Source organism: Streptomonospora nanhaiensis (assembly GCF_013410565.1).
In the GTDB taxonomy this organism is placed as follows: domain Bacteria; phylum Actinomycetota; class Actinomycetes; order Streptosporangiales; family Streptosporangiaceae; genus Streptomonospora; species Streptomonospora nanhaiensis.
Window position 1 is genome coordinate 1,782,075 of sequence record NZ_JACCFO010000001.1, and the last position, 24,161, is coordinate 1,806,235.

Annotated in this window: 23 protein-coding genes and 1 pseudogene; 11 read left to right on the plus strand and 13 right to left on the minus strand. The window is 75.0% G+C overall.

Going from position 1 to position 24,161, the window contains the following annotated elements:
* Window positions 1–384: 384 nt before the first annotated feature.
* The 3 genes and pseudogenes from HNR12_RS07655 to HNR12_RS07665 all read left to right on the plus strand — a co-directional run bounded on the left by HNR12_RS07655 (window position 385) and on the right by HNR12_RS07665 (window position 3,295).
* Window positions 385–1,506 carry a sensor histidine kinase gene (locus HNR12_RS07655; RefSeq protein WP_179766830.1) on the plus strand — a complete coding sequence of 374 codons (1,122 nt, stop codon included), beginning with the start codon at window positions 385–387 and terminating at the stop codon, window positions 1,504–1,506.
* A 1,191-nt stretch (window positions 1,507–2,697) separates the two neighbouring features.
* Window positions 2,698–2,925 (plus strand): annotated as a pseudogene (locus HNR12_RS07660) (response regulator); the annotation flags it as partial.
* Between the two features lie 85 nt (window positions 2,926–3,010).
* Window positions 3,011–3,295, plus strand: a complete 285-nt coding sequence (locus HNR12_RS07665) for an MMPL family transporter (RefSeq protein WP_338119740.1) — start codon at window positions 3,011–3,013, stop codon at window positions 3,293–3,295.
* A gap of 116 nt (window positions 3,296–3,411) precedes the next feature.
* On the opposite strand, the gene HNR12_RS07670 is transcribed toward HNR12_RS07665, so the two are convergent.
* The 6 genes from HNR12_RS07670 to HNR12_RS07695 form a co-directional block, all read right to left on the minus strand.
* Window positions 3,412–4,230, minus strand: a complete 819-nt coding sequence (locus HNR12_RS07670; RefSeq protein ID WP_179766831.1) for an ABC transporter permease — start codon at window positions 4,228–4,230, stop codon at window positions 3,412–3,414.
* Entirely contained in the window at window positions 4,227–5,306 is a 1,080-nt protein-coding gene (locus tag HNR12_RS07675; protein ID WP_179766832.1) for an ATP-binding cassette domain-containing protein, read from the minus strand. The genes HNR12_RS07670 and HNR12_RS07675 overlap by 4 nt, the downstream gene beginning before the upstream one ends.
* A 340-nt stretch (window positions 5,307–5,646) precedes the next feature.
* Complete coding sequence (locus HNR12_RS07680; RefSeq protein WP_308118943.1) at window positions 5,647–6,396, minus strand: sugar isomerase domain-containing protein; 750 nt, start codon at window positions 6,394–6,396, stop codon at window positions 5,647–5,649.
* Between the two features lie 59 nt (window positions 6,397–6,455).
* A complete protein-coding gene (locus HNR12_RS07685) occupies window positions 6,456–6,755 on the minus strand; it encodes a PTS sugar transporter subunit IIB (protein ID WP_217781520.1) in 300 nt (99 codons plus the stop codon).
* Window positions 6,756–6,815: 60 nt separating this feature from the next.
* A complete protein-coding gene (locus tag HNR12_RS07690; RefSeq protein ID WP_179766833.1) occupies window positions 6,816–8,339 on the minus strand; it encodes a PTS ascorbate transporter subunit IIC in 1,524 nt (507 codons plus the stop codon).
* A gap of 237 nt (window positions 8,340–8,576) precedes the next feature.
* Window positions 8,577–9,257, minus strand: coding sequence for an NAD(P)-dependent oxidoreductase (locus HNR12_RS07695; protein ID WP_179766834.1), 681 nt, complete (start codon window positions 9,255–9,257; stop codon window positions 8,577–8,579).
* A gap of 123 nt (window positions 9,258–9,380) precedes the next feature.
* On the opposite strand from HNR12_RS07695, the gene HNR12_RS27800 reads away from it, so the two are divergent.
* The 4 genes from HNR12_RS27800 (at window position 9,381) to HNR12_RS07715 (ending at window position 13,630) form a co-directional block, all read left to right on the plus strand.
* Window positions 9,381–9,851 carry a winged helix-turn-helix transcriptional regulator gene (locus HNR12_RS27800; protein ID WP_218901889.1) on the plus strand — a complete coding sequence of 157 codons (471 nt, stop codon included), beginning with the start codon at window positions 9,381–9,383 and terminating at the stop codon, window positions 9,849–9,851.
* 1,564 nt (window positions 9,852–11,415) lie between these two features.
* On the plus strand, window positions 11,416–12,285 hold the full coding sequence (sigJ, locus tag HNR12_RS07705; protein ID WP_308251228.1) for an RNA polymerase sigma factor SigJ: 870 nt from the start codon (window positions 11,416–11,418) through the stop codon (window positions 12,283–12,285).
* Complete coding sequence (locus HNR12_RS07710; protein WP_179766836.1) at window positions 12,282–12,746, plus strand: carboxymuconolactone decarboxylase family protein; 465 nt, start codon at window positions 12,282–12,284, stop codon at window positions 12,744–12,746. Before sigJ ends, HNR12_RS07710 begins: the two co-directional genes overlap by 4 nt.
* Window positions 12,743–13,630, plus strand: a complete 888-nt coding sequence (locus HNR12_RS07715; RefSeq protein WP_217781523.1) for an SDR family oxidoreductase — start codon at window positions 12,743–12,745, stop codon at window positions 13,628–13,630. Before HNR12_RS07710 ends, HNR12_RS07715 begins: the two co-directional genes overlap by 4 nt.
* A gap of 170 nt (window positions 13,631–13,800) precedes the next feature.
* Here HNR12_RS07715 and HNR12_RS07720 read toward each other — a convergent pair whose 3' ends face one another.
* The 3 genes from HNR12_RS07720 to HNR12_RS07730 form a co-directional block, all read right to left on the minus strand.
* Window positions 13,801–14,274 (minus strand): SRPBCC family protein, encoded by a 474-nt coding sequence (locus HNR12_RS07720; RefSeq protein WP_179766837.1) that lies wholly within the window; start codon window positions 14,272–14,274, stop codon window positions 13,801–13,803.
* Window positions 14,261–14,623, minus strand: a complete 363-nt coding sequence (locus HNR12_RS07725; RefSeq protein WP_179766838.1) for an ArsR/SmtB family transcription factor — start codon at window positions 14,621–14,623, stop codon at window positions 14,261–14,263. The genes HNR12_RS07720 and HNR12_RS07725 overlap by 14 nt, the downstream gene beginning before the upstream one ends.
* Window positions 14,624–14,744: 121 nt before the next feature.
* Complete coding sequence (locus HNR12_RS07730; protein ID WP_179766839.1) at window positions 14,745–15,398, minus strand: TetR/AcrR family transcriptional regulator; 654 nt, start codon at window positions 15,396–15,398, stop codon at window positions 14,745–14,747.
* Between the two features lie 90 nt (window positions 15,399–15,488).
* On the opposite strand from HNR12_RS07730, the gene HNR12_RS07735 reads away from it, so the two are divergent.
* Window positions 15,489–16,607 (plus strand): epoxide hydrolase family protein, encoded by a 1,119-nt coding sequence (locus HNR12_RS07735; protein WP_179766840.1) that lies wholly within the window; start codon window positions 15,489–15,491, stop codon window positions 16,605–16,607.
* 85 nt (window positions 16,608–16,692) lie between these two features.
* Here HNR12_RS07735 and HNR12_RS07740 read toward each other — a convergent pair whose 3' ends face one another.
* The 3 genes from HNR12_RS07740 to HNR12_RS07750 all read right to left on the minus strand — a co-directional run bounded on the left by HNR12_RS07740 (window position 16,693) and on the right by HNR12_RS07750 (window position 20,759).
* Entirely contained in the window at window positions 16,693–17,910 is a 1,218-nt protein-coding gene (locus HNR12_RS07740) for a Bcr/CflA family efflux MFS transporter (RefSeq protein WP_218901890.1), read from the minus strand.
* Between the two features lie 371 nt (window positions 17,911–18,281).
* A complete protein-coding gene (locus HNR12_RS07745) occupies window positions 18,282–19,739 on the minus strand; it encodes an erythromycin esterase family protein (RefSeq protein WP_246425027.1) in 1,458 nt (485 codons plus the stop codon).
* A 177-nt stretch (window positions 19,740–19,916) separates the two neighbouring features.
* Complete coding sequence (locus HNR12_RS07750; RefSeq protein ID WP_179766842.1) at window positions 19,917–20,759, minus strand: Rieske (2Fe-2S) protein; 843 nt, start codon at window positions 20,757–20,759, stop codon at window positions 19,917–19,919.
* A 239-nt stretch (window positions 20,760–20,998) separates the two neighbouring features.
* Between HNR12_RS07750 and HNR12_RS07755 the strand changes: the two genes are divergently transcribed.
* From HNR12_RS07755 to HNR12_RS07765, 3 genes are all read left to right on the plus strand, one after another.
* On the plus strand, window positions 20,999–21,208 hold the full coding sequence (locus HNR12_RS07755) for a DUF2795 domain-containing protein (RefSeq protein WP_179766843.1): 210 nt from the start codon (window positions 20,999–21,001) through the stop codon (window positions 21,206–21,208).
* A gap of 197 nt (window positions 21,209–21,405) precedes the next feature.
* Window positions 21,406–22,203 carry an SDR family oxidoreductase gene (locus HNR12_RS07760; RefSeq protein ID WP_179770478.1) on the plus strand — a complete coding sequence of 266 codons (798 nt, stop codon included), beginning with the start codon at window positions 21,406–21,408 and terminating at the stop codon, window positions 22,201–22,203.
* Window positions 22,204–22,299: 96 nt separating this feature from the next.
* Window positions 22,300–22,869, plus strand: coding sequence for a hemerythrin domain-containing protein (locus HNR12_RS07765; RefSeq protein ID WP_179766844.1), 570 nt, complete (start codon window positions 22,300–22,302; stop codon window positions 22,867–22,869).
* A gap of 223 nt (window positions 22,870–23,092) precedes the next feature.
* On the opposite strand, the gene HNR12_RS07770 is transcribed toward HNR12_RS07765, so the two are convergent.
* Complete coding sequence (locus HNR12_RS07770; RefSeq protein ID WP_179766845.1) at window positions 23,093–24,139, minus strand: SDR family NAD(P)-dependent oxidoreductase; 1,047 nt, start codon at window positions 24,137–24,139, stop codon at window positions 23,093–23,095.
* Window positions 24,140–24,161: the final 22 nt, after the last annotated feature.

Below are 24,161 nucleotides of genomic sequence, written 5' to 3' on the forward strand. Positions count from 1 at the left end.
TTCTCCGGTAACCGCGTATCGTATGATTCCGACACCGCGGCCGAATGGAGGAGGTCCCCACGTCCGCCTCGCGCTTTCCGCCGCACGCGGCCGCGGCCGGTTCGCACAGCCACCGTCGCGGACCGTTCGGGGGCACGGACAGCCGGTCCGGCGCCGCGCGCCGGGCGCACCGCGGCGGGGGGACGAGCGGGGACGAAGGGGCAGCAAGCGGCCACCCGGGCGATCGCGCCCAGCGGTTCGCTTGGGCACGACGAGCAGGCGGGGGCGGGCGCCGGGGCGCGGTACGCGGCCGGCGGTCCACGGACCGGGCGCGCGATGGGCGCCACCCTGATAAGGGGCGGCCGCCCGCGCGACCGAGCGCGCACCCCCCGAGGTCGGAGGGGCATGCCAGGCAACAGTAGGGCGAAGAGCGTACGCCGGGGGCTCCTGCGCAAGGCGCGCGGGCACTCCCACCGCGACCGCAAGGAGAGGGTGCTGGAGGCGTTCCGGTCCCGGCTGCTGACACTGGGCGGCGCCGTCCCCGACCCCAAGTCGATGGAGGAGGTCCTGCGCCAGGCCGACGCCGCGCTGGAGGACTGCTTCGCCAGTGTGCGCAGCGGCACCGTCATCATCGACCACGGCAGCATCCCCCGCCGGTCGATGTCGCAGGACCGCGCCGACTGCGCCGAGCTCGACACCGCCGAGGTGCTGCGGGTCACCGACATCCTGTTCCAGGTCGCCTCCGAGGCCGCCACCGAACTGTTCCGCGACGAGCCCGACGGCGTGCACGCCGTGGCGCTGTGGCTGCGCGCGCTGCACGAGAGCATCTCGGTGCGGGTGATCGGCCTCATCCAGGGCCACGACGGCGGCGTGCGCCGTCCCAGCCAGGAGATGCTGGCGGCCGACCGCCGCCGGCTGGCGCGCGACGTCCACGACTGGATCGGCAGCGGCATCAGCCTCGTGCACCGCAACCTCGACCTCTACGAGGTCTACAGCGAGCGCGGTTCGCCCGAGGCCCAGACCCGTTTCACGATGGCCCGCAAGGCGCTCAACGACCTCATGGACGACGCCCGCCGGCTCGTGGCCGAACTGCGGACCTACCGCGCCAACGGCGACATCGCCGAGAAGCTGCGGATGTTCGCCCGCTGCGCGCTGCCCGAGACCAAGTTCGACGTGCGCATCAACGGCGACGAGGCGCTGGTGCCCCGCCACCAGCGCGAAGAGCTGTTCGTGATCATCCGCGAGTGCATCCGCAACGTCGACAAGCACGCCGACGCCTCGCGCGCCTCGGTGGTCGTGGAGATCATGCCCGAGACGGTCAGCGTGGTGGTGGAGGACAACGGCGTCGGGTTCGCGGTCGAGGACCCGCCCGGTCCCGCCGACCCCACCGGCGGCCACGGGCTGATCTCCATGCGCGAGCGGGTCGAGCAGCTCGGCGGCGACATCAAGATCGGCAGCGGCCCCATGGAGGGCACCCGCGTCGAACTGACCGTCCCCCTCCCCTGGGCCCAACGCACCGCCTCGTGACCGGCCCGCCCGGTCGCGGGTCCACCCGGATCCGCCAACCAGGCACGCCGGGCCAGCCCGGAATGACCGGTATGCCCGGCTCACCGGGTGCGCCCGGCACCCGACGCCGGGGGAAGGGCGGGGGCGGACGGCGCCCGAGGCACCGAGGCACCGAGGCACCGAGGCACCGAGGCACCGAGGCACCGAGGCACCGAGGCACCGAGGCACCGAGGCACCGAGGCACCGAGGGCAGCATGCCCGCAGGGTGGCGACCATCGGCACCGCCCCGAGTGGCCGGGGCGGCAACGGGGCACCAAGGGCAGCGCGCGAGCCCGGCCAGCGGCAATCGCCCGGGCGCCGAATGGCCAAGGCCCCGACGAGGCGCCAAAAGGCAGCGGGCCGCCGCGCGCGGGCATCGCGCGCCATCCCGGGACGGCCAAGGCGGCACCGGACCGGCGGCTGAGGAGGCGCGACGAGTCAGCACCGATGGACGGCGCGCGCCGCCGAAGGCGCCGGGAAAGCGACTACCCAGGCCATTCATCTCACCTAGTGAGACAGATGAGCTCCGAGCGCGACGATCTAGCATCCCCGGCCGCACAAAGCACCGAAAACGCTAGATCGTCGCACTTCAATTCCGACATAGCACCACAAAACAAACTGACACCGGCCCCTTGCCTCTCACATCGTGGACAACTGCACCCTTGTGCCGCCCCCAAAGGCCTCCCCCGGCTCTCAGAATCCGGCATAAGCCCCATAAAGGAACGGCACGTGCCCGCGATCCAGCGGTTTTCGCCTCCCGCACGCCACAGAGCCGGTGGGCGACCACGACCGAAGGAGCCCGCCGCCCTCGGCGCCCCGTCACCACACCAGCCGCCCGCCCCCGGGAGGATGCCCGCTCCCCCAGCCACCCGCCGTCCTCGCCGCCCCCGTCACCACCCCCACCACTGAGACGAGCACCGACCACCGCCCACCCAAGCCACCCCTCCCCAGTGCCGTCCGCGCACTCAGCGCCCTTGGTGCCCCACGCCACGCGCCACCGCTCGCACACTCCTGAACAGGGGCGACACCCCTGCCGTCGCCAAGGTTGCCCCCGCGCGGCACGCCCGCCGGGCCGGTTCTCATCTCTTTCTCATCCGACTCCGATTCCCTGGACGCCCGATGACCACCCGACCCAGAGTCCTCGTCGTGGACCACGAACCCAACATCGTCGACATGGTGACCACCGTGCTGGACTTCCACGGCTTCGCCGCGTCCTCGGCCGCCACCGCCGCCGAGGCGGTCCAGGCCGCGCGCCTGCGCCGGCCCGACCTCGTCGTCCTCGACGTCATGCTGCCCGACGGCGACGGCTTCGAGGTCTGCCGCGTCCTGCGCCGGGAGCTGCCCCGGCTGGGCATCGTCTTCCTCACCGCCAAGGACGCCCACACCGAGCGCGTCGCCGGGCTCACCTACAGCGGCGACGACTACGTCACCAAGCCCCTCAACATCGACGAACTCCTGGCGAGTCGCCGCGGTGATCATGGTGGCGGTGTTCTCGGCGTTCGTGTTCGGCCACAACGAGATGGTCCGGCCGATCGCGTTCGCGCTGGCCGTGGGCGTGCTGCTGGACGCCTTCCTGGTGCGGATGACCCTGGTCCCGGCGGTGATGGCGCTGTTCGGCCGGGCGGCGTGGTGGCTGCCGCGCTGGCTGGACGCGCTGCTGCCCAACGTCGACGTCGAGGGCGAGCGGCTGGCCCCGGTGCCGGCCGGTGGGGCGGCCGGCGCGGACGAGGAGCGCGCCGCCGAGGACGAGCGCGGCGCCGCCCGCCGCTGAGAGCGCCGCGGCGCGGGCCCGGCTCCCCTGCGGGGGCCGGGCCCGCGCCCGTGGGCGCCCGGCCCCGTCCGCCGGGCGGCGGACGGGGCGCGCGCCGTGGACTCCTCGGCCCGCCGCTACACCCCCTTCCGCATGGCGCGGGTGCCCAGCACTAGGCCCACGACCGCGATGGCCACCGCCGCCAGCGCGCCGTAGGCCACCGACGGGTCGGTGAAGTCGCCCGCGAACAGGGCGCGCTCGGCGTCGGCGATGTAGGCGACCGGGTTGGCCGCCGCCGCGGCCCGCAGCCAGGCCGGGCCGAAGTCCAGCGGCAGCAGCACGCCCGAGAGCAGCAGCAGCGGGAACAGCAGCATCTGGGTGACCATGTAGAACAGTTCGCCGTTGGGCTGGGCGGCCATGGCCAGGCAGAAGGACAGCGCGCCCAGCCCCACCCCGAAGACCGTGAGCAGGACCAGCCCGGCCGCGATGCCGGGCGCGTGCACGGTGAAGCCCATCGGCACGGCCAGCGCCATGATCAGCACCGCCTGGGCCACCAGCAGCACCGACTCCTTGAGGGTGCGGCCGATCAGCATCGCCGTGCGGTTGAGCGGGCTGACCATCATCCGCTCCAGCGAGCCGCCCAGCAGTTCGGTGAGCAGGTTGTAGCCCGCCATCATCGGCCCGAACAGGCACTGCAGGACGAGGATGCCCGGCACGAACCACTGCCACGGCGCCTCACCGCCGCCGAACCCGCCGGTGCCGCCCAGCAGCGGGCCGAACAGGAACAGGAACAGCAGCGGCTGGGCCATCGTGAACGCCAGGCCCAGCGGCTCGCGCAGGGTCGGGGTGATCTCCCGGGAGAACACGGTCCACACGTCGCGGACGAACGAGGTGCGCCGCACCGGGACGACGTCGCCGGAGTCGGTGCCGGGGGCGGCGGCGGTGGTCGCGGTCATGCGCGGTCCCCTTCCGGTGCGGCGGCCGGTGCGGCCGTGGGCTGGGCTGCGGTTCCGGGAGTGCCGGCGGTGCCGGCGGCGTCGGCCGTACCGTCGGCGAGGGCGGTGTCGGCGGTGCCGCCGCCCTCGGCCTCGCGCAGGGTGCGCCCGGTGAGGGCGAGGAAGACGTCGTCGAGGGTGGGTCGGGCGGTCTCGGCGGTGGCGACCCGCACGCCCTCGCCCTCCAGCGCGCGCAGGAGTTCGGGCAGCGCCGCCTCGGCGCGGGGCACCCGCACCCGCACGGCGCCTCCCTCGGTCTCGACCCGGTCCGCGCCGAAGATCCGGCCGGCGGTGGCGGCGGCGCGCGCGGTGTCGCCGGGCTCCTGGGCGGTGAGGGTCACCCGGTCGCCGGCCAGGTCGGCCTTGAGGCGGGCGGCGGTGCCGTCGGCGATGACGCGGCCGTGGTCGATCACGACCACGCGCTCGGCCATGGTGTCGGCCTCCTCCAGGTAGTGGGTGGTCAGGAACAGGGTCATGCCGTACTGCTCGCGCAGCCGCAGGATGTGCCGCCACACGTCGGCGCGGGTGTGGGGGTCCAGGCCGGTGGTGGGCTCGTCCAGGAACAGCAGCGGCGGGCGGTGGATGAGGCCCAGTGCGATGTCCAGGCGGCGGCGCTGGCCGCCCGACATCGTGGAGGGCCGGCGGGCGGCCAGCGGCGTGAGGTCGAGCATGTCCATGACCTCGGCGGCCCGGCGCCGCGCCTCGCGCCGGGTCAGGCCGTAGGCGTAACCCTGGGCCACGAGTTCGTCGCCGGCGCGGAACTGCTCGCCGGCCCCGCTGTTCTGGCCGACGTAGCCGATGCGGGCGCGGACGCCGTCGGGGTCGGCGGCGATGTCGCGGCCGGCGACGGTGGCCGTGCCCGAGGTGGGCGGCAGCAGCGTGGTGAGCATCCGCAGGCTGGTGGACTTTCCGGCCCCGTTGGGGCCGAGGAACGCGACGAGTTGGCCCTGCTCGACGTCGAGGTCCAGGCCGCGCACGGCCTCGACGACCTTGCGCTTGACCGTGAAGCGCCGGGTCAGGCCCCGGGCGTGGATCATGTCGCCTCCGTGGATCGGTGTGGGAGTGGGCAGAGGGGGCAGACCGGGAAAGGGAATCGGGCCCGTTCGGGCACGCTGAATACACCCCTTGGGCATGAGTGGTCGAGGAACCCTCAATTTTTAGCCGGGATTCCACACCCAAGCAAATGCGAACGCCACATTCACGTTTTCCTGACCTGCGAAAACACCACTCACGGCCACTCGGGGAAATGGCCGCGGCAGGGCGGATCCGCACGCCGAGCGCCCTTTTTCACAAAACGCGGCGGCGGGCATGAAAAATCGCCGCCGCCCGCGGTGGGGCGGCGGCGACCGGGGTCGGGCCGAACCGGCGGAGCCGGGGTCAGCCGAGTTCGGGGACGCGCGGCAGGTAGCGCTCCAGCAGCCGGGCGTTGGAGTCGTCGCCGCCGTCCATGTTGGAGGACCGCCACAGCGGCAGCCGCAGCCCCGCCGCCGCGGCGCGGTCGTGCAGCTCGGCCAGCAGCAGGTTCCACAGGTAGGCGTTGGCCAGGCTGGAGAACGCGCCGGTGACCGGGATCGAGGGCGGATAGGCCACGTCGCCGGGGCGCACCCCGGTGTCGAGCACGTGGTCGGCCTCCTCGCTGAGCGTGGTGCCCGCCCGCCGGGGCGCGGCGGCGTTGCACGCGCGCGAGGTCACCGCCACCACCGGGATCCGGCGGTCGGCGGCCTCGCGGGCCAGCTCCACGGGGTAGGGGTTGACGCCCGATGTGGAGAACACGAACAGCACGTCGGAGCCGCCGGGCTCGGCCTTGGCCATGACCTCGGCCGCCAGGCCGGGGCGGCGCTCGGCGGCGGTACTCGCCGAGGCGCCGTGCACCGGCAGCAGTGCGGGCGCGTACAGCGGCTTGACGATCGCCAGGCCGCCGGCCCGGTAGAACGCCTCGGTCACGGCGTTGAGGGAGTGGCCGGCGCCGCCGACCAGGATGACGCCGTCGCCGCGCACCACGCGCTCCATCAGCACGTCGGCGACCTCGGCCAGGGCCGCCTCGTTCAGGTGCTGGACACGGGCCAGCTCCTCGCGCATCAGCGCGCCGAAGTCGGCGTCCTCCACCGCGTTGGCCTGTGGCTCCACCGTGCGGGTCCTCTCCGGGGAAGTGGGGGCGGGTCGGGGGTGCGGGTGCGGCGGGCGGCTCACAGCCAGCCCTGGCCGGACAGCTCGCCGCGGAGCTGCTCGGCCAGGCCGCTCTTGTCCAGGAAGTTGTCGACGCTGACCACGACCGGGGCGATCCCGGCCAGCTCGCCGGTGTGCATGCCCTGGCCGATGATCACGTCCGCGTTCATGCTGCGGGCGCTGGAGATGTCGGTGTTCTGCACGGACGCCTCGACGCCCAGGTCGCGCAGCGCGTCCTCGGCGGTCATCTTCAGGATGAGGCTGGATCCCATGCCGACTCCGCAGACGGTCAGGACGGACAGCGGGCGGGACGCGGACATGTGCGGTCTCCTTGGCGGTGGTGTTCGGTCGTGGTCGCGGGGGGCGGTGCGGGCGGCGGGTCAGCCGCGCGGCGGCTCCTCCGAGCCGGCCGGGGCGGCGGTGTCGGTGGCGGCCGCGCCGGGGGCCGTGGCGGCGTCGGCGGTACCGCCGGCCTCGGCGGGCTCGGCGCTCTCGGCTTCGCGCTCGGCCCGCTCGCGCTCCTCGCGCTCGCGGCGGCCCTCGCGCACCGACAGCCAGGTCAGGAGGCCCACGGTCACCGCCGCCACGGCGATGGGGATCGGCCAGACGCCGGGCACGACCGCGCCGACGCCGATCAGCAGCCAGGCGATGAAGTACCAGTCGGGGTCGGCCAGCGTGGCGAGTTCGGGCGCGGTGGTGCCGAGCATGCCCCAGGTGACGGCCTGGCCGACGGCCAGCAGCACGCCGTTGAGGACGCCGCCGATCAGGGCGCCGCGCCATCCGGCGACCGCGTTGCCGAACACGCCGCCGGCCCCGCCGCCGAAGAACAGCATGATCATCGGGGGCACGAGGGTGAACCAGCCGAGCCCGGCGAAGACGCCCAGCAGCACCAGGAAAGTGCCGGTGCTGGCGACGAACCCGAGCATGACGGCGGTGGGCGCGAAGGGGAACAGGGTGGGGATGTCGAGGGCCGGCTTGGTGCCGGGCACCGCCTTGTCGCCGATGCCCTTGAACGCGGGCACGATCTCGGCGAGGAACATCCGCACGCCGTAGAGCAGGATCGCGATGCCGCCGGCGAAGCGCAGCGCGGCGATCACGCCCCAGGCCCAGGGGTCGATGTCGGGGTCGTAGGCCGCGGCGGCCTCGGCCACCACCCGGTCGTCGGCGAAGGCCATGGCCACCAGCAGGATCACGCCGATCACCAGGGCGGTGCTGACGTTGACGTCCTTGAAGAAGGAGAGCTGGCGCGGCAGCTTCAGGTTCTCGGTGCTGTGCCGCTCGGGGTCGCCGAAGGGGCGGGCCACCAGCGCGGTGAGCAGGCCCAGGGAGGAGGTGGTGTGGCCGAAGCCGAAGTCGTCGCGCCCGGTGACCCGCCGCATGAACGGGCGCATCCACAGCGGCTGGAGCGTCCAGTAGCAGGCGATGAGCACGGCGCCCACCACCACCAGGACCGGCTGGGAGAGGTCGCCGAACGCCTCCACCAGGCAGGCGGTGATCACCACGCTGATCCAGAACATCAGGTGGCCGGTGAGGTAGACGTAGCGGGCGGCGCGGAAGACGCGCACCAGCACGACGTGCAGCGCGAAGCCGAGCGTGATGATGAGCGCGACCGTGCCGCCGTGGCTGGCCAGGAAGTCGTCGAGGGTGTTGTCGGAGGATGGCGGCTCCAGGCCGACCGCGCTGGAGACGATCGTCTGGAAGCTGCTCAGGCCGCCGGTGAACAGGTCGACGCCCACGAACAGGATGATGATCCCGAGGGTGGCGCGCAGCGCGCCGCCGACGATGTCCTCGATGCGCTTGCCCTGCAGCACCAGGCCCAGCAGCGTGATCAGCCCGATGAGGACGGCCACCTGTCCGAAGACGTTGTTGGCGATCCAGATCAGGACGTCGCGTACGGTATCCATTCACTCCTCCAGGGGCGCGGACACGGTGCGGGACCAGGGAACGCACACTGGTCCGGTCCGGTCTATACCAGCCTGGCGCTTATCTGATCATTACGTCAATGCACGCCAAAGACTTTTCGGTAAAACCGGCACCTCTGAGGCACCCGCCGTGCCTCCGCCCCGCACGCCCCCGTCCGCGCCCCCGGTGCCGACGCCCGCCTCGGCGCCGGCACCGGGCCGGGTTCACCGCACCCGCTGCTACCAGGCCACGGCGAGGTGGACCCGCCGGTGGCGGGGCTCCTCCACCTCGTCCAGCACGGCCACGGCGAAGTCGGGGTAGGAGATCCGCGCCTCGGCGTCGCCCCGCGGGACCACCCGGTACCGCCCGCGCCGCGGACCGTCGTGGTCGAAGTCGCCGGCCGGGCTCACGTAGAGCCAGTCCACGCCGTCCCCGCCCGCGCGCAGCTCCGCCAGGCCCGCCGCGTGGGCGTCGCAGAACGGCCGGAACTCCTCGGGCACGCCCAGCACGTCGATCAGCGGGCGGCCCGAGGCGTCCGGCAGCAGGCCGCCCAGGCCCACCACGACCAGCCGCCCCGTCCGCGTCGTCCGCGCCGCCGCCAGCAGCGCCCGCGCCGACATGGTGAAGAACGCGTGCGGGTCGGTCCCCTGCCCGTAGGCGGCCGCCGTGCTGACCACCGCGTCGTGCCCCTTGGCGGCGGCCGCCACCGCCGCCTCGTCGGCGGCGTCGGCGGCCACCAGCCGCACGCCCTCCCCCGCGAGGCCGCCGTGCGCGGCGGGGTCGCGCACGGCGGCCGTCACCTCGTGGCCGCGCCCGCGGGCCTCGGCCACCACCCGGCGCCCCGCCCGGCCGCCCGCGCCGAACACCGCGATCCGCAGCGCTGCCCCCGTACCCCCGCCGTGCCCGCCCGTGGTCTCCATCGCCGGCCACCGTCCCTTCGCCTCTGGTCTCGACCCGCCGGGCCGTGGAACCCGGCGGTGGCGGCACCGTAGCCCGGGAGGTGGTTACCGCTCGGGTACCGCGGCGCGGGGTAGCCTCGCCGCATGCGCAGGGAACTCACCGCCGACATGGTCGACGAGGTCTGCCCCTCGGGGCTGAGCCCCTTCCGCGTCGGCGACAAGTGGGCCGGGCTGGTGCTGAAGCTGCTGGAGGACGGCCCGCGCCGCTTCGGCGAGCTGCGGGTGCCGCTGCACCGGGTCAGCCTCAAGGTGCTGACCGCGTCGCTGCGGGCGCTGGAGCGCGACGGCCTGGTCTCGCGCACCGAGCACACCGGCCAGGGGCGCCGGGTCGAGTACGACCTGACGCCCCTGGGGCGCAGCCTCCTCGGGCCCCTGGCCGTGGTGTGCGCCTGGGCCGAGGAGCACTGGGAGGAGCTGCTGGACGCCCGGGAGTCCTACGACCGCGCGGCGGCGCGCGGCGGCGAGGCCAGCACCGCCGCGACCCCGGCGGCCACGGCGGCGGCCAGCGCCCCGGCGGCCAGCAGGGTCGCCGCGTCGGGGGCCAGCGGCGCCTGACCGCGCAGCGCCTGCCACAGCAGCAGGCCGCCCAGCCCCGCGTAGCCCAGGCCGGCCACCACCACGAGCCGGGCGCGCACCCCGGCCAAGCGCAGCCGGGGGAACCGGTCGGCGGCCGCGAGCAGGCCCGCCGCGACCAGCGGCAGCACCTGGAGGGCGTGGATGCCGACGAAGTGCGCGACGCGCAGGTCGCCCTGGCGGGTCTCCCAGCCGGTCACCGGCATTGACCCCGCGCCGGTGCCGCCGACCCCGTGCGATCCCACCATCGCGACCTCGGCGCCGCTCTCCATGGCCTGGATCTGCTCGGGGGTGGGCGCGGTCATCAGGTAGCCGGTGGACATCCCGGCGAGCGAGACGAGGACGCCCAGGCCGATGGCCCAGGTCATGGCGGTGTCGGCGCGGCGCTGGAGCACCAGCAGCACGCCCAGCGCCAGCGTGAGCAGCCACCCGGCGTAGGCGGCGCCGCCCATGATGCCGTAGAGGGTGCCGTCCAGGGCGCCGGAGACGTTGAAGTGGCTGGGCACCCCGCGCGCGGCCTGGACGGTGATCACGGCGATCTCGGGCACGAGGAAGAGGGCGACCAGCGCGGTGCCCAGCCACCACAGCGTCCGGCGGAACCGGCCGACGTGGGCGAGCATCGCGGCGACGGTCCCGGCGTAGAGGCCGAAGGACACCGCGAACTTGAAGGGCTTGGCCCAGGTGGGCTCGCCCTCCACCACCCGGCCGTCCAGGAGCGCCCCCGCGGCGCACCACAGCGCCAGGACCGCCATGGCGAGGGCGAACCAGGCGAGCGGCCGGTGGCCCTGGAGCAGGGTGCGCCACAGCGCCCCGCCGCGCGGCGGGCGCCGCCGCTCGGCGGAGGCGGGGGTCGGCGCCGAGGGCGCCGCTGCGCCGTGCGGTCGCGGGGTGGGGGAGGGGGTCCTCGTCGGGGTGTTCACGGCTGCCGGTCCCTTCGCGCGGACGGGTGTTCAGGGCTGTGACCGGCAGTCTCGTGCCCGGCGGGGTGCGGTGTCGGTAGTGCGCGCAGGCGTGGGCGCCTCGCCGGCACCCGAAACCGGGGTGGTGCGGGCACCACCGCCTTCGGGCGCCCCCGGGCCGGCCGCAGGCCCCGCGCCGCTCGCGGTCGGGCGCGGGCTCCGGTTGCGGGCGGTCCGATTCAACGGTCCGCGCCCGGCGGGCGCGGTGCGGACACGGCGCGGGGGCGGGGCGCCCCGCACACCTCCGCCGCGAGCGGCGCGGGCCGCGAGCAGCGCGAAGGCGCCCCCGGCGCCCCGGCCCCGGGGGGCCGGGCGCCGCGTCCGCTGCGGCGGGCCGGCCGCTTGTGCCCGCGCGCCGACGCTGACCCGCGGGGTTCGCGCCCGCGCGGGCGGGCCGCGCCGGTAGCCTCGCCGCACGTGCCGCCCCCGCCCGCGCGGGCGCCGCCCTCCTGGCCGTCCCCGGACCGGGCGGCGGCCCACCGCACGCCCGCACGGTTTCCGCACACCCGCGCAGTCCCCCGCACACGTCGCACCAAGGAACCTCTCCCCCGATGTCACACGAGAACCCGCTGCCCCGTCCTCATGGCGTGGACAGTGAAACCGATCTCGCGGCCGAGTTCCACGCGATCCGGCCCCGCCTCCTCGGCGTCGCCTACTCCCTGCTGGGCAGCGTCGAGGAGGCCGAGGACGTGGTCCAGGAGGCGTGGCTGCGGCTGGACCGGTCCGAGGCCGGGCAGATCGCCGACGTCACGGGCTGGCTGGTGACAACGGTCTCCCGCCTGGCCCTGGACACCCTGCGGTCGGCGCGCCGCCGCCGGGAGACCTACGTCGGCCCGTGGCTGCCCGAGCCCGTGGTGGACGCGGGCGACCCGGCCGACCGCATCAGCCTGGACGAGTCGCTGAGCATGGCCATGCTGGTGGTGCTGGAGTCGCTCAGCCCCGCCGAGCGCACCGCGTTCGTGCTGCACGACGTGTTCGGGCTGGCCTTCACCGAGGTCGCCCAGGCCGTGGGCCGCTCGCCGGCGGCCTGCCGCCAGCTCGCCGCGCGGGCGCGGCGGCACGTCACAGCGCGGGCGCCGCGCTTCGCCGTCGACGCCGGCGAGCACCGCCGAGTGGTGGAGGCGTTCCAGCGCGCGGTCGAGGGCGGCGACCTCGGCGCGCTCCTGGGCCTGCTCGACCCCGCGGCGGTGCTGCGCAGCGACGGCGGGGGCCGGGTGCGCAGCGCGCTGCGGCCGATCGAGGGCGCCGACAAGGTCGCGCGCTTCCTCATGGGCGTGCAGGCGCGATCGGCGGGCCAGGACCTGTCCACCCGCGTGCGCCCCGTGAACGGCCGGCCCGGGCTGGTCCAGTACCACGGCGGCCGGCCCGTCCGCGTGGCGGCGCTGAGCGTCGCCGAGGGGCGGATCACCGAGATCGACATCGTGTTGAACCCCGAGAAGCTGAGGAGTGCCCGATGAGCCAGCGCATGAACGTCATCAAACTCGCGCCGGACGCCTACAAGGCCGTGTCCGGGCTGGAGGCGTGGCTGCGCGCCAGCACGCTGCCCACCGGCACGCTGGAACTGGTCAAGATCCGGGTCAGCCAGATCAACGGCTGCGCGTTCTGCGTGGACATGCACACCCACGACGCCCGCAAGGAGGGCGAGTCCGAGGAGCGGCTGCTGGCGCTGCCGGTCTGGTGGGAGTCGCCGCTGTTCACCGATGCCGAGCGCGCCGCGCTCGCCCTCGCCGAGGAGGCCACGCGGCTGAGCGACCGCCGCGACGCGGTGTCCGACCCGGTGTGGGAGGAGGCGGCGCGGCACTACGACGAGGAGACGCTGGCGGCGCTGGTGCTGGCGGTCGCCGCGATCAACTTCTGGAACCGCGTCGCCGTGACGACCCGGATGGTCCCGGGCTCCCACCGGCCGTCGGCGTCGTGACGCGCGTCCTGGTCACCGGCGCCACCGGCCGCCTGGGCGGGGCCGTGCTGCCGGTCCTGGTGGGGGCCGGCCTGGAGGTCCGCGCGGCGAGCCGGCGCCCGCACCCCGGCGGTGCGGACGCCGGGGCCGCCCGGCCGGGCGCCCGTGCGGGCAACGGCGCGGCGGCGGGCGAGGGACGTCCGGCGGTGGCGGCCGAGGAGCGGCTCCCGGCGGCTCAGGGGCGCGGACCGGAGTGGGTGGTGGCCGACCTCGCCACCGGCGCGGGTCTGGCCGCCGCCGTGGCGGGCGCCGACACCGTGGTGCACCTGGCCTCGGCGCCCTACAAGGGCCGCTACACCGAGCGGGTGGACGTGGACGGCACCCGCCTGCTGCTGGAGGCCGCGCGCGGGGCCGGGGTGGGCCACGTGCTGCACCTGTCGATCATCGGGGTCGACCGGGTGCCGTGGGGCTACTTCCGCGCCAAGCTGCGCGCCGAGCGGGAGGTCCGCACGGCGGGCCTGCCCTGGACGATCCTGCGCGCCGCCCAGTTCCACGGCCTGGTGGACGACGCGCTGAGCGCCATGGCGCGGCTGCCGGTGATGGCCGCCGACCGGGGGGTCACGACCCAGCCGGTGGACGTCGCCGACGTGGCCGAGCGGGTGCTGGCACTGCTGCGCGCCGGGCCGTCGCGGGCGGTGGAGGAGTTCGCCGGGCCGGAGGTGCTGGCGATGGACGAGGCGGTCCGCCAATGGCAGCGCGCCCGGGGCGCGCGCCGCCCGGTGCTGCCGGTGCGCCTGCCCGGCGCGCTCGGCCGGGCGTTCCGCGCGGGCCACCTGACGACCGCCGCGCGGCCCGCCGGCACGGTCACCTTCGCGGACTACCTGGCCCGCACGCCGCGCCGCTGAGGCGGCCGGGTGGACCGGCCCGCGCGGTGCCTGCGCGGACGGTCCGCCGGGAGCCGCCGGTGCGCGCGGCCGCCGCCCCGGGCGGGAAGGCGGGGGCGGGTCGGCGGGCGGCGCGCGGGACGCGCACCTGCGGCCGGACGGCCCGCCCCCGGATGCCCGGCCGGCCGGGGTCAGCCCTTCTTCTCGACCAGTTCGGCCAGCTTCTCCATGTCGGCGCGGGCGCCGTGCTCCATGCCGGCGGCGACCATGCCGTCGCGGTCCTCGACCGACTGGAACACCGACACCGACGTGTACCTCGTCCCGCCCTCGACCTCCTCCAGGGTGGCGGTCTCCAGCAGCACGTGGCCGGGCATGCCGAGGAACTCCATGGTCTGCACGATGCGCTCGTCGGGCACGACGTCGTGGAACACGCCCTGGAAGGCGTACTCGTTGCCGTCCTTGTCGCGGTTGACGAAGCGCCACGTGCCGCCGGGGCGGGGGTCGTGCCGCTCGACGTTGGTGCCGCCGTCGAGGGCGCCCCACCACTGGCTCAGCGCCTCGGCGTCGGTGAGGGCGGCGAAGACGGTCGCGCGGTCGGCGTTGAAGACCCGCGACATCACGATGTCCTGGCGGCCCGGCTCCACGATCAGTTCAGTCTCGCTCATTGTCCTGCCCTTTCTCCTGCCGCCGTGATCCGGCGATGTTCTGGATGACCTGGTCCAGGCGGTCCATGCGGGCGCGCTGGACGTGGCGGTAGCGCTCGATCCACTCCGAGGCGGTCTGCAGCGGCGCCCGTTCGAGCCGGCAGGGCCGCCACTGGGCGTCGCGCCCCCGGCTGATCAGCCCCGCCCGTTCGAGCACCTTCAGGTGCTTGGAGACCGCCTGGACACTGATGGCGAACGGCTCCGCCAGCTCGTTGACGGTCGCCTCGCCCTGGGCCAGGCGGGCGAGGATCGCCCGCCGTGTGGGGTCGGCCAGGGCGGCGAACGTCAGGCTGAGTTCGTCGTCTGCCATCTTCCTGTTCCGCGTTCAACCTCTCGGTTTATCAACCGACAGGTTGAGTATCTTCCATGCCGTTCCCCCTGTCAACCTTTGGGTTGAAAGCAGAGGTCAGCGACTTGAAGGCGTGGCCACCTCAGCGCAGCCAGCGCCAGCCCAGCTCCTCCTGGGTGGCGGGCGGCCCGGGCAGGTCGGCGGCCTCGTCGGCCTCGGCGTCGAGCCCCTGCACCAGCAGGGCCAGGTAGCGCCGGCGCAGGAGGCGGGTGCGGCCGGGATCGGGGAACCGGATGGCGGCGCAGCCCTCCAGGACCAGGGTGACGTCCTCCACGGCGAACCCGGCGCGCAGGCGCCCGGACTCGCGCGCCCGCGCGACCAGCTCGGCGGTCAGCTCGCCGCTGCGGGCGGCGTCGGCCCCCATCTCCGCGGTGGGCGCGAAGGACCCCGCCAGGTGCACGGTGAGCGAATGCAGGTCGGCGTCCACCACGGCCCGCAGGAACCCGGTGAAGGCGGCCCAGCCCTCGGACTCCTCCAGTGCCGCCTCGGCCTCGGCGATGTAGCGGCGCAGACCGTCGTGGCAGACCTGGCGCAGCAGGTCCTCCTTGCCGCCGTAGCGGCGGTAGAGGGCGCTGATGCCTACGCCCGCGCGCGCGGCGACGGCCGACACCGGCGCCTTGGGATCGGCGAGGAAGACCTCGCGGGCCGCGGTGACGATGGCCTCGTCGTTGCGCGCGGCCTGGCCGCGCCGCCCCGGCAGGCCCGGTCCGGCGGAGGAAGCGGTGTGGTTCGGCATGCCCCCAACCTAGCACTGGAACGGATCATTCCGTTCTGCTAAGGTTGCACCCATCGGAACAAATCATTCCGTTCCAAACAGAGGAGAGCCATGAGCGCCGCCACCATCCGCCCCTTCCGCGTCGACATCCCCCAGGCCGCCCTGGACGACGTGGCCGACCGCCTGCGCCGGGCGCTGTGGCCCAACGAGGTCCCCGGCTCCGGCGACCGCTACGGGATGCCCGCGGGCCGGGTCCGCGACCTGGCCGCCCACTGGCTCGACGCCTTCGACTGGCGCGCACTGGAGGACCGGCTCAACGCCTACCCGCAGTTCACGACCGAGATCGAGGGCCAGACCATCCACTTCCTGCACGTCCGCTCCGAGCGGCCCGACGCCGTGCCGCTGATCCTGACCCACGGCTGGCCCGGCTCGGTCCTGGAGTACCTGGACGTCATCGCCCCGCTGACCGCGCCCGAGTCCCCCGACGACCCGGCGTTCCACCTGGTCATCCCCTCGCTGCCCGGCTTCGGGTTCTCCGGCCCCACCAGCGAGCCCGGGTGGGGCACCCACCGCACCGCCCGCGCCTGGGTGGAGCTGATGCGCCGCCTGGGCTACGAGACCTACGGCGCCGTGGGCAACGACGGCGGTTCCATGGTCTCGCCCGAGGTCGGCCGGCTGGCGCCCGGCAACGTGGCGGGGGTCCACGTCACCCAGCTCTACGCGTTCCCCTCGGGCGACCCGGCCGAGATGGCCGACCTCAGCGAGGCCGACCAGGCCGCGCTCAAGGTGCTCCAGTGGTTCTACGAGAACAAGTTCGCGTTCAACGTGCTGCACAGCCAGCAGCCGCAGACGCTCGCGTTCGCGCTGGCCGACTCCCCCGTGGGGCTGCTCGCCTGGCAGGCCCAGCTCTTCGACGACACCCTCGACCCCGACTTCGTCGTGGCCAACGTGGCGCTGTACTGGCTGACCGGGACTTCGGGCTCGGCCATGCGGTTCTACTTCGAGGACGCCCACAGCGAGGACAAGCCGACCGGGCCCACCACCGTCCCCACGGCCCTGGCGATGTTCGAGGGCGACTTCGTCTCGATCCGCCGGTTCGCCGAGCGCGACCACGCCAACATCGTGCGGTGGAACTCCTACCCCGGGGGCGGCCACTACGCCGCCCACGCGGTACCCGACGTGCTCGCCGGCGACATCCGCGCGTTCTTCGCGGCGCTTGCGCGCGGCTGACACGCGGAAGGGCCGGGCGCCACGCGCCCGGCCCTGCCCCCGATACGGGCGGCGCCGACCCCGGGGGCCGGCGCCGCCCGCGCCTCTAGGCGGCGGCCTCGGCCGCGCGGCGCCGGCGGCGCTCCCCCAGGAGGGTGGCGCCGAGCGCGGCGAGGGCCACCGCCGAACCCCCGGTCATGGCCACGGCCATGGCGGGTCCGTCGTTGCCCAGCACCCCCACCACCGGGGCGATGAACGCGCCGAGCCCGAACTGCGCGGCGCCCAGCAGGGCCGCCGCCGTGCCCGCCGCCTCGCCGTGGCGCGACAGCGCCAGCGCGGGCGCGTTGGGCAGCACGAACCCCACCGCGGCCAGCACGAACCACAGCGGGACGATGAACCCGGCCATGCCGCCGACCCCGCTGTAGGCGAACGCGGTCAGCACCGCGCCGAACGCCGTGGCCGCGACCAGCGCGTAGAGCACGATCTGGCGGGCGGTGAAGCGGTTGAGCAGCACGACGTTGAACTGCGAGGCGCCGATGATGGCGACCGCGCCGACGCCGAAGGCGATGCCGAACTCCTGCTGGTTGAGCCCGTACTGCTCCTGCAGCACGAACGCCGAACCCGAGACGTAGGCGAACAGCGCCGACATCCCCAGCGCGGCCACCAGCGCCATCACCAGGAACTCGCGGTCGGTGAGCAGCGCGCCGTAGGTGCGCAGCACCGGCCGGATCTCGCCGGCGCGCCGCCGCTCGGGCGGCAGGGTCTCGCGCAGGGCCAGGACCGCCACGGCGAGCAGCAGCACCCCCAGCACGGCCAGCGCCGCGAAGACGGCGCGCCAGGACCCCGCGAGCAGGACCGCGCTGCCCAGGGACGGCGCCAGGATCGGGGCGGCGCCCATGACCAGCATCAGCCGCGAGAGCACGGTGGCGGCCGAGCGGCCGGAGAACAGGTCGCGGACCACGGCCATGGCCACGACCATCGCCGCGGCGGCACCCGCGCCCTGCACGACGCGCAGCGCGCCCAGCACCGCGACGTTGGGGGCGAGCATGATCAGCAGGGACGACGCGATGTGCAGCACGGTCCCGGCGATCAGCGGGAGGCGGCGCCCCACGCTGTCCGACAGCGGGCCGACGACCAGCTGGCCCAGCCCGAGCCCGAGCAGGGTGCCGGTGAGGGTGAGCTGCACGGCCGAGGAGGAGGCACCGAGGTCCTCGCCGATGGCCGGCAGCGCCGGAAGGTAGAGGTCGATGGTGAGCGGCCCGAGGGCCACCAGGGCGCCGAGAACGAGGATGACGCGCAGCTTCTGCCAGCCGCTCGGCTCCACGGACGCACTCGCGCGCGCCGACGCGGGGCCGGAGGAGGATGTCGGTGGTGTGGGTGGGGAACCGGTGGTGGACGCGTTGGTAACCGCCACTTCGCGAAACCGGCCTTTCCGTGTCTTCAGCAAGGGCGTGGGGGGAGTAGAGACAAGAACCTCCGGCTCCGTCCGGCGCAGGGGACGGGCGGGGACGACGGCGTGTTCAGCACGGCCGCGCGTCGATGTGTTCCCCATTCGACGGTGTGACGCCGCCAACAGCACCCCAGCGCGATGTGACCACCCCGTGGCGCCACCGCCCGCCCCCCGGAGGCGCTGCGTCTCACGTGGTGAACACGCTCCCCTCGGCGACTCACCGCGGGCCGCGTGCTCTCCAGGGCTCAGACCCCGCTGGGGTAGGTCTCCGGCTCGCGGGGCGCGGGCGGCTCGGTGCCGTGCAGGGGATGGAGCGCGGTGGTGCGGTCGACGTGGACGAACGCGTCGTAGCGCTGCCCGGCCACCGTGGGGACGTAGTTGCCCCGCGCCTCGCGCTCGGGGTGGTAGACGACGCCGATCGCCCGGTGGTCCAGCGTCTCGCCGAGCCAACCGGAGCCCCAGGCCGCCGCCTCCCCGGGCGCCGCCCCAGCCGCCTTCCCGGCTCCCTGCCCGGCCGCGTCCCCGCGGCCCTCCGCAGCCGCATCCCCCGCCACCTCGCCGCGGGACTCCCCCACCGCCTTCTCGGGGAAGACCGCGAGCGACGCCCCGCTGGGCAGCGCGCGGTGGAGCCGGTCCTCCAGGCTGCCCGCGCGGGCGGGCGGCACCTCCATCACCTCGGGGTCGCCGCCCCAGCGGCGCCCGGCCACCACGGTTCCGCTGTGGGTGCCGAACCCCACCGCCACCACGCCGTCGGCCGCGTGGCGCTCGCGCACGAGCTGGCCCAGGTTGACCATGCCCGCCGCCGCCATGTCGGTGGCGCGCGCGTCGCCGATGTGGGTGTTGTGCGCCCACACCACGACCTTGGCGCCGGGCCCGCCGTGCTCGATCAGCCGGTCCAGCGTGGCGGCCATGTGGCGGTCGCGGATGTTCCACGCCTGCGGCCCGCCGCCCACCATCGCCCGGTAGTAGCCCTCCGCGTTGGCCACCACCTCGGCGTTCTGCACGGCGGCCAGGCGGGTGAGACCGCCGCCGCCGGAGATACCCGCGCCGGTGTCGTCGGCGGCGGCCCGCCGCTTAGTGCCGGCCAGCAGCGAGGCGACCTCCTCGGCGCAGCCCGGCGGCACCAGCGCGGTGGAGCGGGCATAGGCGCGCTCGTCGCCGGTGTAGGGCTCGAAGCAGCGGTAGGCCTCCAGTGCGGCGTCGACCTGGTCGGGGTGGTGGGCGCGCAGGTAGTCCAGGATCGCGCGCAGGGACTCCCACAGCGAGTACACGTCCAGGCCGAAGAACCCGACGCGGTCGGCCGGCGGGCGACCGGCGTTGTGCCCGCGCAGGACCGCGAGCAGGTCGGCGACCTCCCGGTTGGCCCACATCCATCGCGGCCAGCGGGCGAACCCGGCCAGCGCGTCGGCGGGGTCCTCGGGGGTGCGGGGGTCGTCGGTGAGGTGGCGGTGGACGTCCAGGCAGTCGGGCCAGTCGCCCTCGACCGCGATCAGGGAGAACCCCTTCTCCCGCACCAGCCGCGCGGTGATGGCGGCGCGCCACCGGTAGAACTCCGAGGTGCCGTGGGAGGACTCCCCCAGCAGCACGAACCGGGCGCCGCCCACCCGCTCCAGGAGCGGGTCCAGCGAGCGGGTGTCCTCCAGCGGCGTGAAGGCGTCGCGGATCGCGGTGTCACCGCCCATGGCATCCTCGTCGCCGTCCATGGCTTCCTCCGAACGCGCTCGTCGGTTCTCCCCGGGCCACTAACACCCGCGCCGCCCGCCCATGCGTACCGCCGCTCCGTCTTCGTCCCCGCGCCAAGCGCCCGCGTCCGCGCCCACCCCCACCCGGCACCCCGGACTCCGCGCCGACTCCGCGCCCGCACCACGGACCGCGCCGGCTCACCCTCGCCGCACGCGCACCACGCCGTCGCGCACCTCGGTCTCCAGCACCGGCTGCGCCGCCGTCGCCGGACCTCCCACGACCGCGCCGTCGGTCAGGCGGAACGTGCTGCCGTGCCAGGGGCAGGTGAGGCACGTGCCGTCGGTCTCCCCCTCCGACAGGGGGCCGCCCAGGTGCGTGCAGGTGTCGGCCAGGACATGCACCCGCTCACCGCTGCGCACCACGACCAGGCCGACGTCGCCGAGGCGGGCGTGCACGGGCGTGTTCTCCTCGAAGTCGGCCGCCTGCCCGATCTCCTGCCAGTCCTCGGGCAGCCGGTCCACCGCGTAGTCGGCGTGGTTGGCGCCGCCCGCCAGGTGGTAGGCGATGTGGCCGCCCAGCATGCCGCCCGCGCCCACCGCGCCCATCCCGGCCACGGCCAGGGCCTTGCCCAGCCCGGTGCGCCCGCGCGCCCGGGCCAGCGCCGAGGCGGCGAACAGGACCGCACCGGCCCCGTTGGCCATGGCGTGCACGACGCCGGTCCGCTGGTGCCGCTCGTGCTGCTCCGACCAGTCCACGGCGCCGGCCACCGACGCCGGGACCGCCGCCGCCAGGCCCACCCCCACCAGCAGCCGCGCGGCGCGCTCGGTACCGGGGAACAGGTCCAGCACGACCGCCGAGGTCCAGGCGCCGATGGGTACCTGGACCAGGATCGGGTGGGCCGGGTGCCCCAGCGGCACGCCGTGCAGCAGGTCGCGCAGCCGTCCGGGCGGGATGCGGTCGACGAGGGGCTTGAGTCGCCCGACCACGGGGTCCAGTTCCTCGGCGGCCTCGATGCGGTGCATGGTCTTGACGATTCCCATGCGGCGGTGGCTACCCCCCATGCGGACGGCGAACCACCGCCCGCGCCCCGCCCGCAGGTCCGCCCCCGCTCCCAGGCCCACCCGCCCACACCGCCGGATCGCCCACCCGTCGCGCCCGCCCGCACCCCGCCCACCCCCATCCGCGCCCTGCCCCGCCCCGCCCTCAGCGGGCATGGACGCCGCCTTCGCGGGTAGCCCGGCCGGGTGTCCGGCCAGTCGACGCGAAGAGGAGGCCCGACATGGCACAGCCGACGTTCATCGAGGTGCAGAAGGCGCTGTCCGGCGTGGGGTACCCGTCCTCGCGCGACGACCTCGTCCAGCACGCGCGGCAGAACAAGGCCGGTGACGAGGTCGTGGACGCGCTGCGCAACCTGCCCCGGCAGAACTACGGCGGCCCGGACGAGGTCAGCCGCGACATCGCCGACGTCAGCGGGGAGTCCACCGGCTGACCCGCCCGCCGGCCCGTCCGCGCGCCACCGCCCGCCCGGCGGTGGCGCACCCCGCGGGCGGAACGGCGGACGAACCCGCGGGGCGCCCGCGTCCGCCCCGCAGCAGTCGACAGCGTGAAGCCCGAAGAGCTTGGAGGGAGCCGGCCGTGACCAACCCGCCCGCCCAACAGCAGCCCTACCCCGGTGAGACCGGGCCCATGGACCCCCAGCCCCGCGACGAGATGGCCAGCTACGTCGGCCGCGGCCTGCTGGAGGGCAAGACCGCGCTCATCACCGGCGGCGACTCCGGTATCGGGCGCGCGGTGTCGGTGGCCTTCGCCAAGGAGGGCGCCGACGTCGCCGTCGGCTATCTCAGCGAGGACGCCGACGCCGAGCACACCGCCGACCTGGTGCGGCGCGAGGGCCGCCGCTGCGAGCTCATCCGCGGCGACGTGGCCGACGAGGCGCACTGCACCGCGATGGTCGAGCGCACCGTGCGCGAACTCGGGACGATCGACGTCCTGGTGGCCCACGCCGCCACGCAGGCGCCGGTGGACGACTTCGCCGAGCTGACCACCGAGCAGCTCCGCCGCACTTACGAGGTGAACGTCTTCGGCGTCTTCTGGACGCTGCGCGCGGCGGCGCCGCACCTGGCCTCCGACGCGTCGGTCATCGTCACCGGCTCGGTCAACGGCCTGCGCGGCAACAAGTCCCTCATCGACTACGCCACCAGCAAGGCGGCGGTCATGAACCTCGTGCACTCGCTGGCGCAGCACTACATGGACGACGGCATCCGGGTGAACTGCGTGGCGCCGGGGCCGGTGTGGACGCCGCTGATCCCGGCCACGCTGGAGAAGGACTCCGTCGAGGGCTTCGGCGGCCAGGCGCCCATGGGGCGCGCGGCCCAGCCCGACGAGATCGCGCCCTCCTACGTCTTCTTCGCCAGCAACAAGCTGTCGTCCTACTACACCGGGGAGGTGCTGGCGCCCACCGGCGGGGAGATCCAGGCCGGCTAGCTAGCGGGCCGCGCGCCCCGCGCAAGACGGGAGCGCGGAGGAGCAGGAGACCCTCAGACAGGCGAGAGCGGGAGACAGGCAGAAGAGGGGAGCGACATGGCAGGCACCGACGCCCGGGGCACCGACCTCATCGACGTCATCATCTCCGACCACCGCGCGGTCGAGGCGGTGTTCACCGAGCTGGAGCAAGGCGCGCCCGACCCCGAGCACCGCCGGCGGCTGGCGGACCACGTCATCACCGAACTGGTGCGGCACTCGGTCGCCGAGGAGCAGCACATGTACCCGGCGGCCCGCCGTGTGCTCGACGACGGCGACGAGATCGTCGACCACGAACTGGAGGAGCACGCCGAGGCCGAGCAGGTGATGAAGGACCTGGAGGGGTGCGCGGCGACCGACCCCCGTTTCGAGGAGCTGCTCTCCACGCTGATGTCCGACATCCGGCACCACATCAGCGACGAGGAGGAGGACCTGCTGCCCCGGCTGCGTGCGGCCTGCTCGCCCGAGGAGCTGGCGGAGCTGGGCGCCAAGGTCCTCAAGGCCAAGGAGTCGGCTCCCACGAGGCCGCACCCGCACGCGCCCGACAAGCCTCCCGCCAACCGGATCCTGGACCCGGGCGCGGGGATGATCGACCGCATGCGCGACGCGCTGGCGGGCCGCAGCTCCTAGCGCGCCGCCCCGCACCGCCGGGCCGGTCCGGCGCACGCCGACGCGAGGGGCACACGGGCTGGAGGAGGCCCGCACACCGGCGCGGCACGGACGCGAGGCCCGCACACCGGCGGCGGCCGTCCCCGAGACCGCGGGTACGGCCGCCGCCGGTGTGCGGGCCCGCTCCTCTGCGCGGGCCCGCTCCTCATGCGGTGCGGGAGGCGCGGGCGCCCCCTGAAGGCTCTCAGCGCGCCTCGGGGCGCGGCATCTCCGCCTCCGGGCGCGGGCGCGGCACCTGGTTGAACCGCCGGCTCGCGGTGTCGTTGAGCCGGGTCAGCAGCCGCAGCACCGGCCCGGTGCGCTCGCGCGCCTGCTCGCCGGTCTCCAGCCGCCCCTCCGGGCCGCCCGGCAGCACCGCCCCGGTGGCGCGCAGCGCCGTCTGGACGAGTCCGGGGGCGACCCCCTTCGCCGCCATCGCCACCCGCGCGGCCGGGGTCAGCACGATGTAGCGCCGCCCCTGCCGCATCCCGCGCACGATGGCGCGGGCCGCGCGCTCGGCGTCCATGGACAGCACCGGCAGCCCCGACAGCAGTGCGAACCAGGCGTACTCCGCGCCGGGGCGGCCCGTGAACTCCGCGCCCATGTGCGACCCGGTGCGCATGAGGCCGGGGACCACGGTCGTGAAGCGCACGTCACCGGCGGTCTCGGCGTCCATGCCCTCGGCGAACGCCGCCTCGGCGAACTTGCCGACGGAGTAGGGCAGCAGGTGCGGCACGCTGACCTTGGCGCCGATCGAGGTGACGGTGACGACGCGGCCGGAGCGCTCGCGCAGCTCGGGCAGGAACGCGCGGGTCAGCCGGTAGGGCGCCCAGAACATCAGGTCCAGGGCCTCGGCGACGTCCTCGTCGCTCATGGTCGCGGCCGGCCCCACGCGGATGATCCCGGCGTTGTTGACCAGGATGTCCAGCGGCCCGAACTCGCCGCTGACGCGGGCGGTGAGCGCCGCGATCTCCCGTTCCACGCGCAGGTCGCAGGCCAGCCCGTGGGCGTCGATCCCGCGCCCGCGCAGGTCGTCGACCGCGGTGTCCAGTTCGTCGCCGCTGCGGGCGCACACCAGCACCCGGCAGCCGGCGGTGCCCAGCTCGCGCGCGATGAGCAGGCCCAGTCCGCGCGATCCGCCGGTGACGAGGGCGGTGTGCCCGGTGAGGTCGGCGGGCCGGGGCAGGGCCCGCCACGCGGTCGCGGCCACCGCCGCGGTTCCGGCCGCCGCGGCGGCCATGGTCCAGCGCATGTGCCCTCCACTGTGTTCGCGC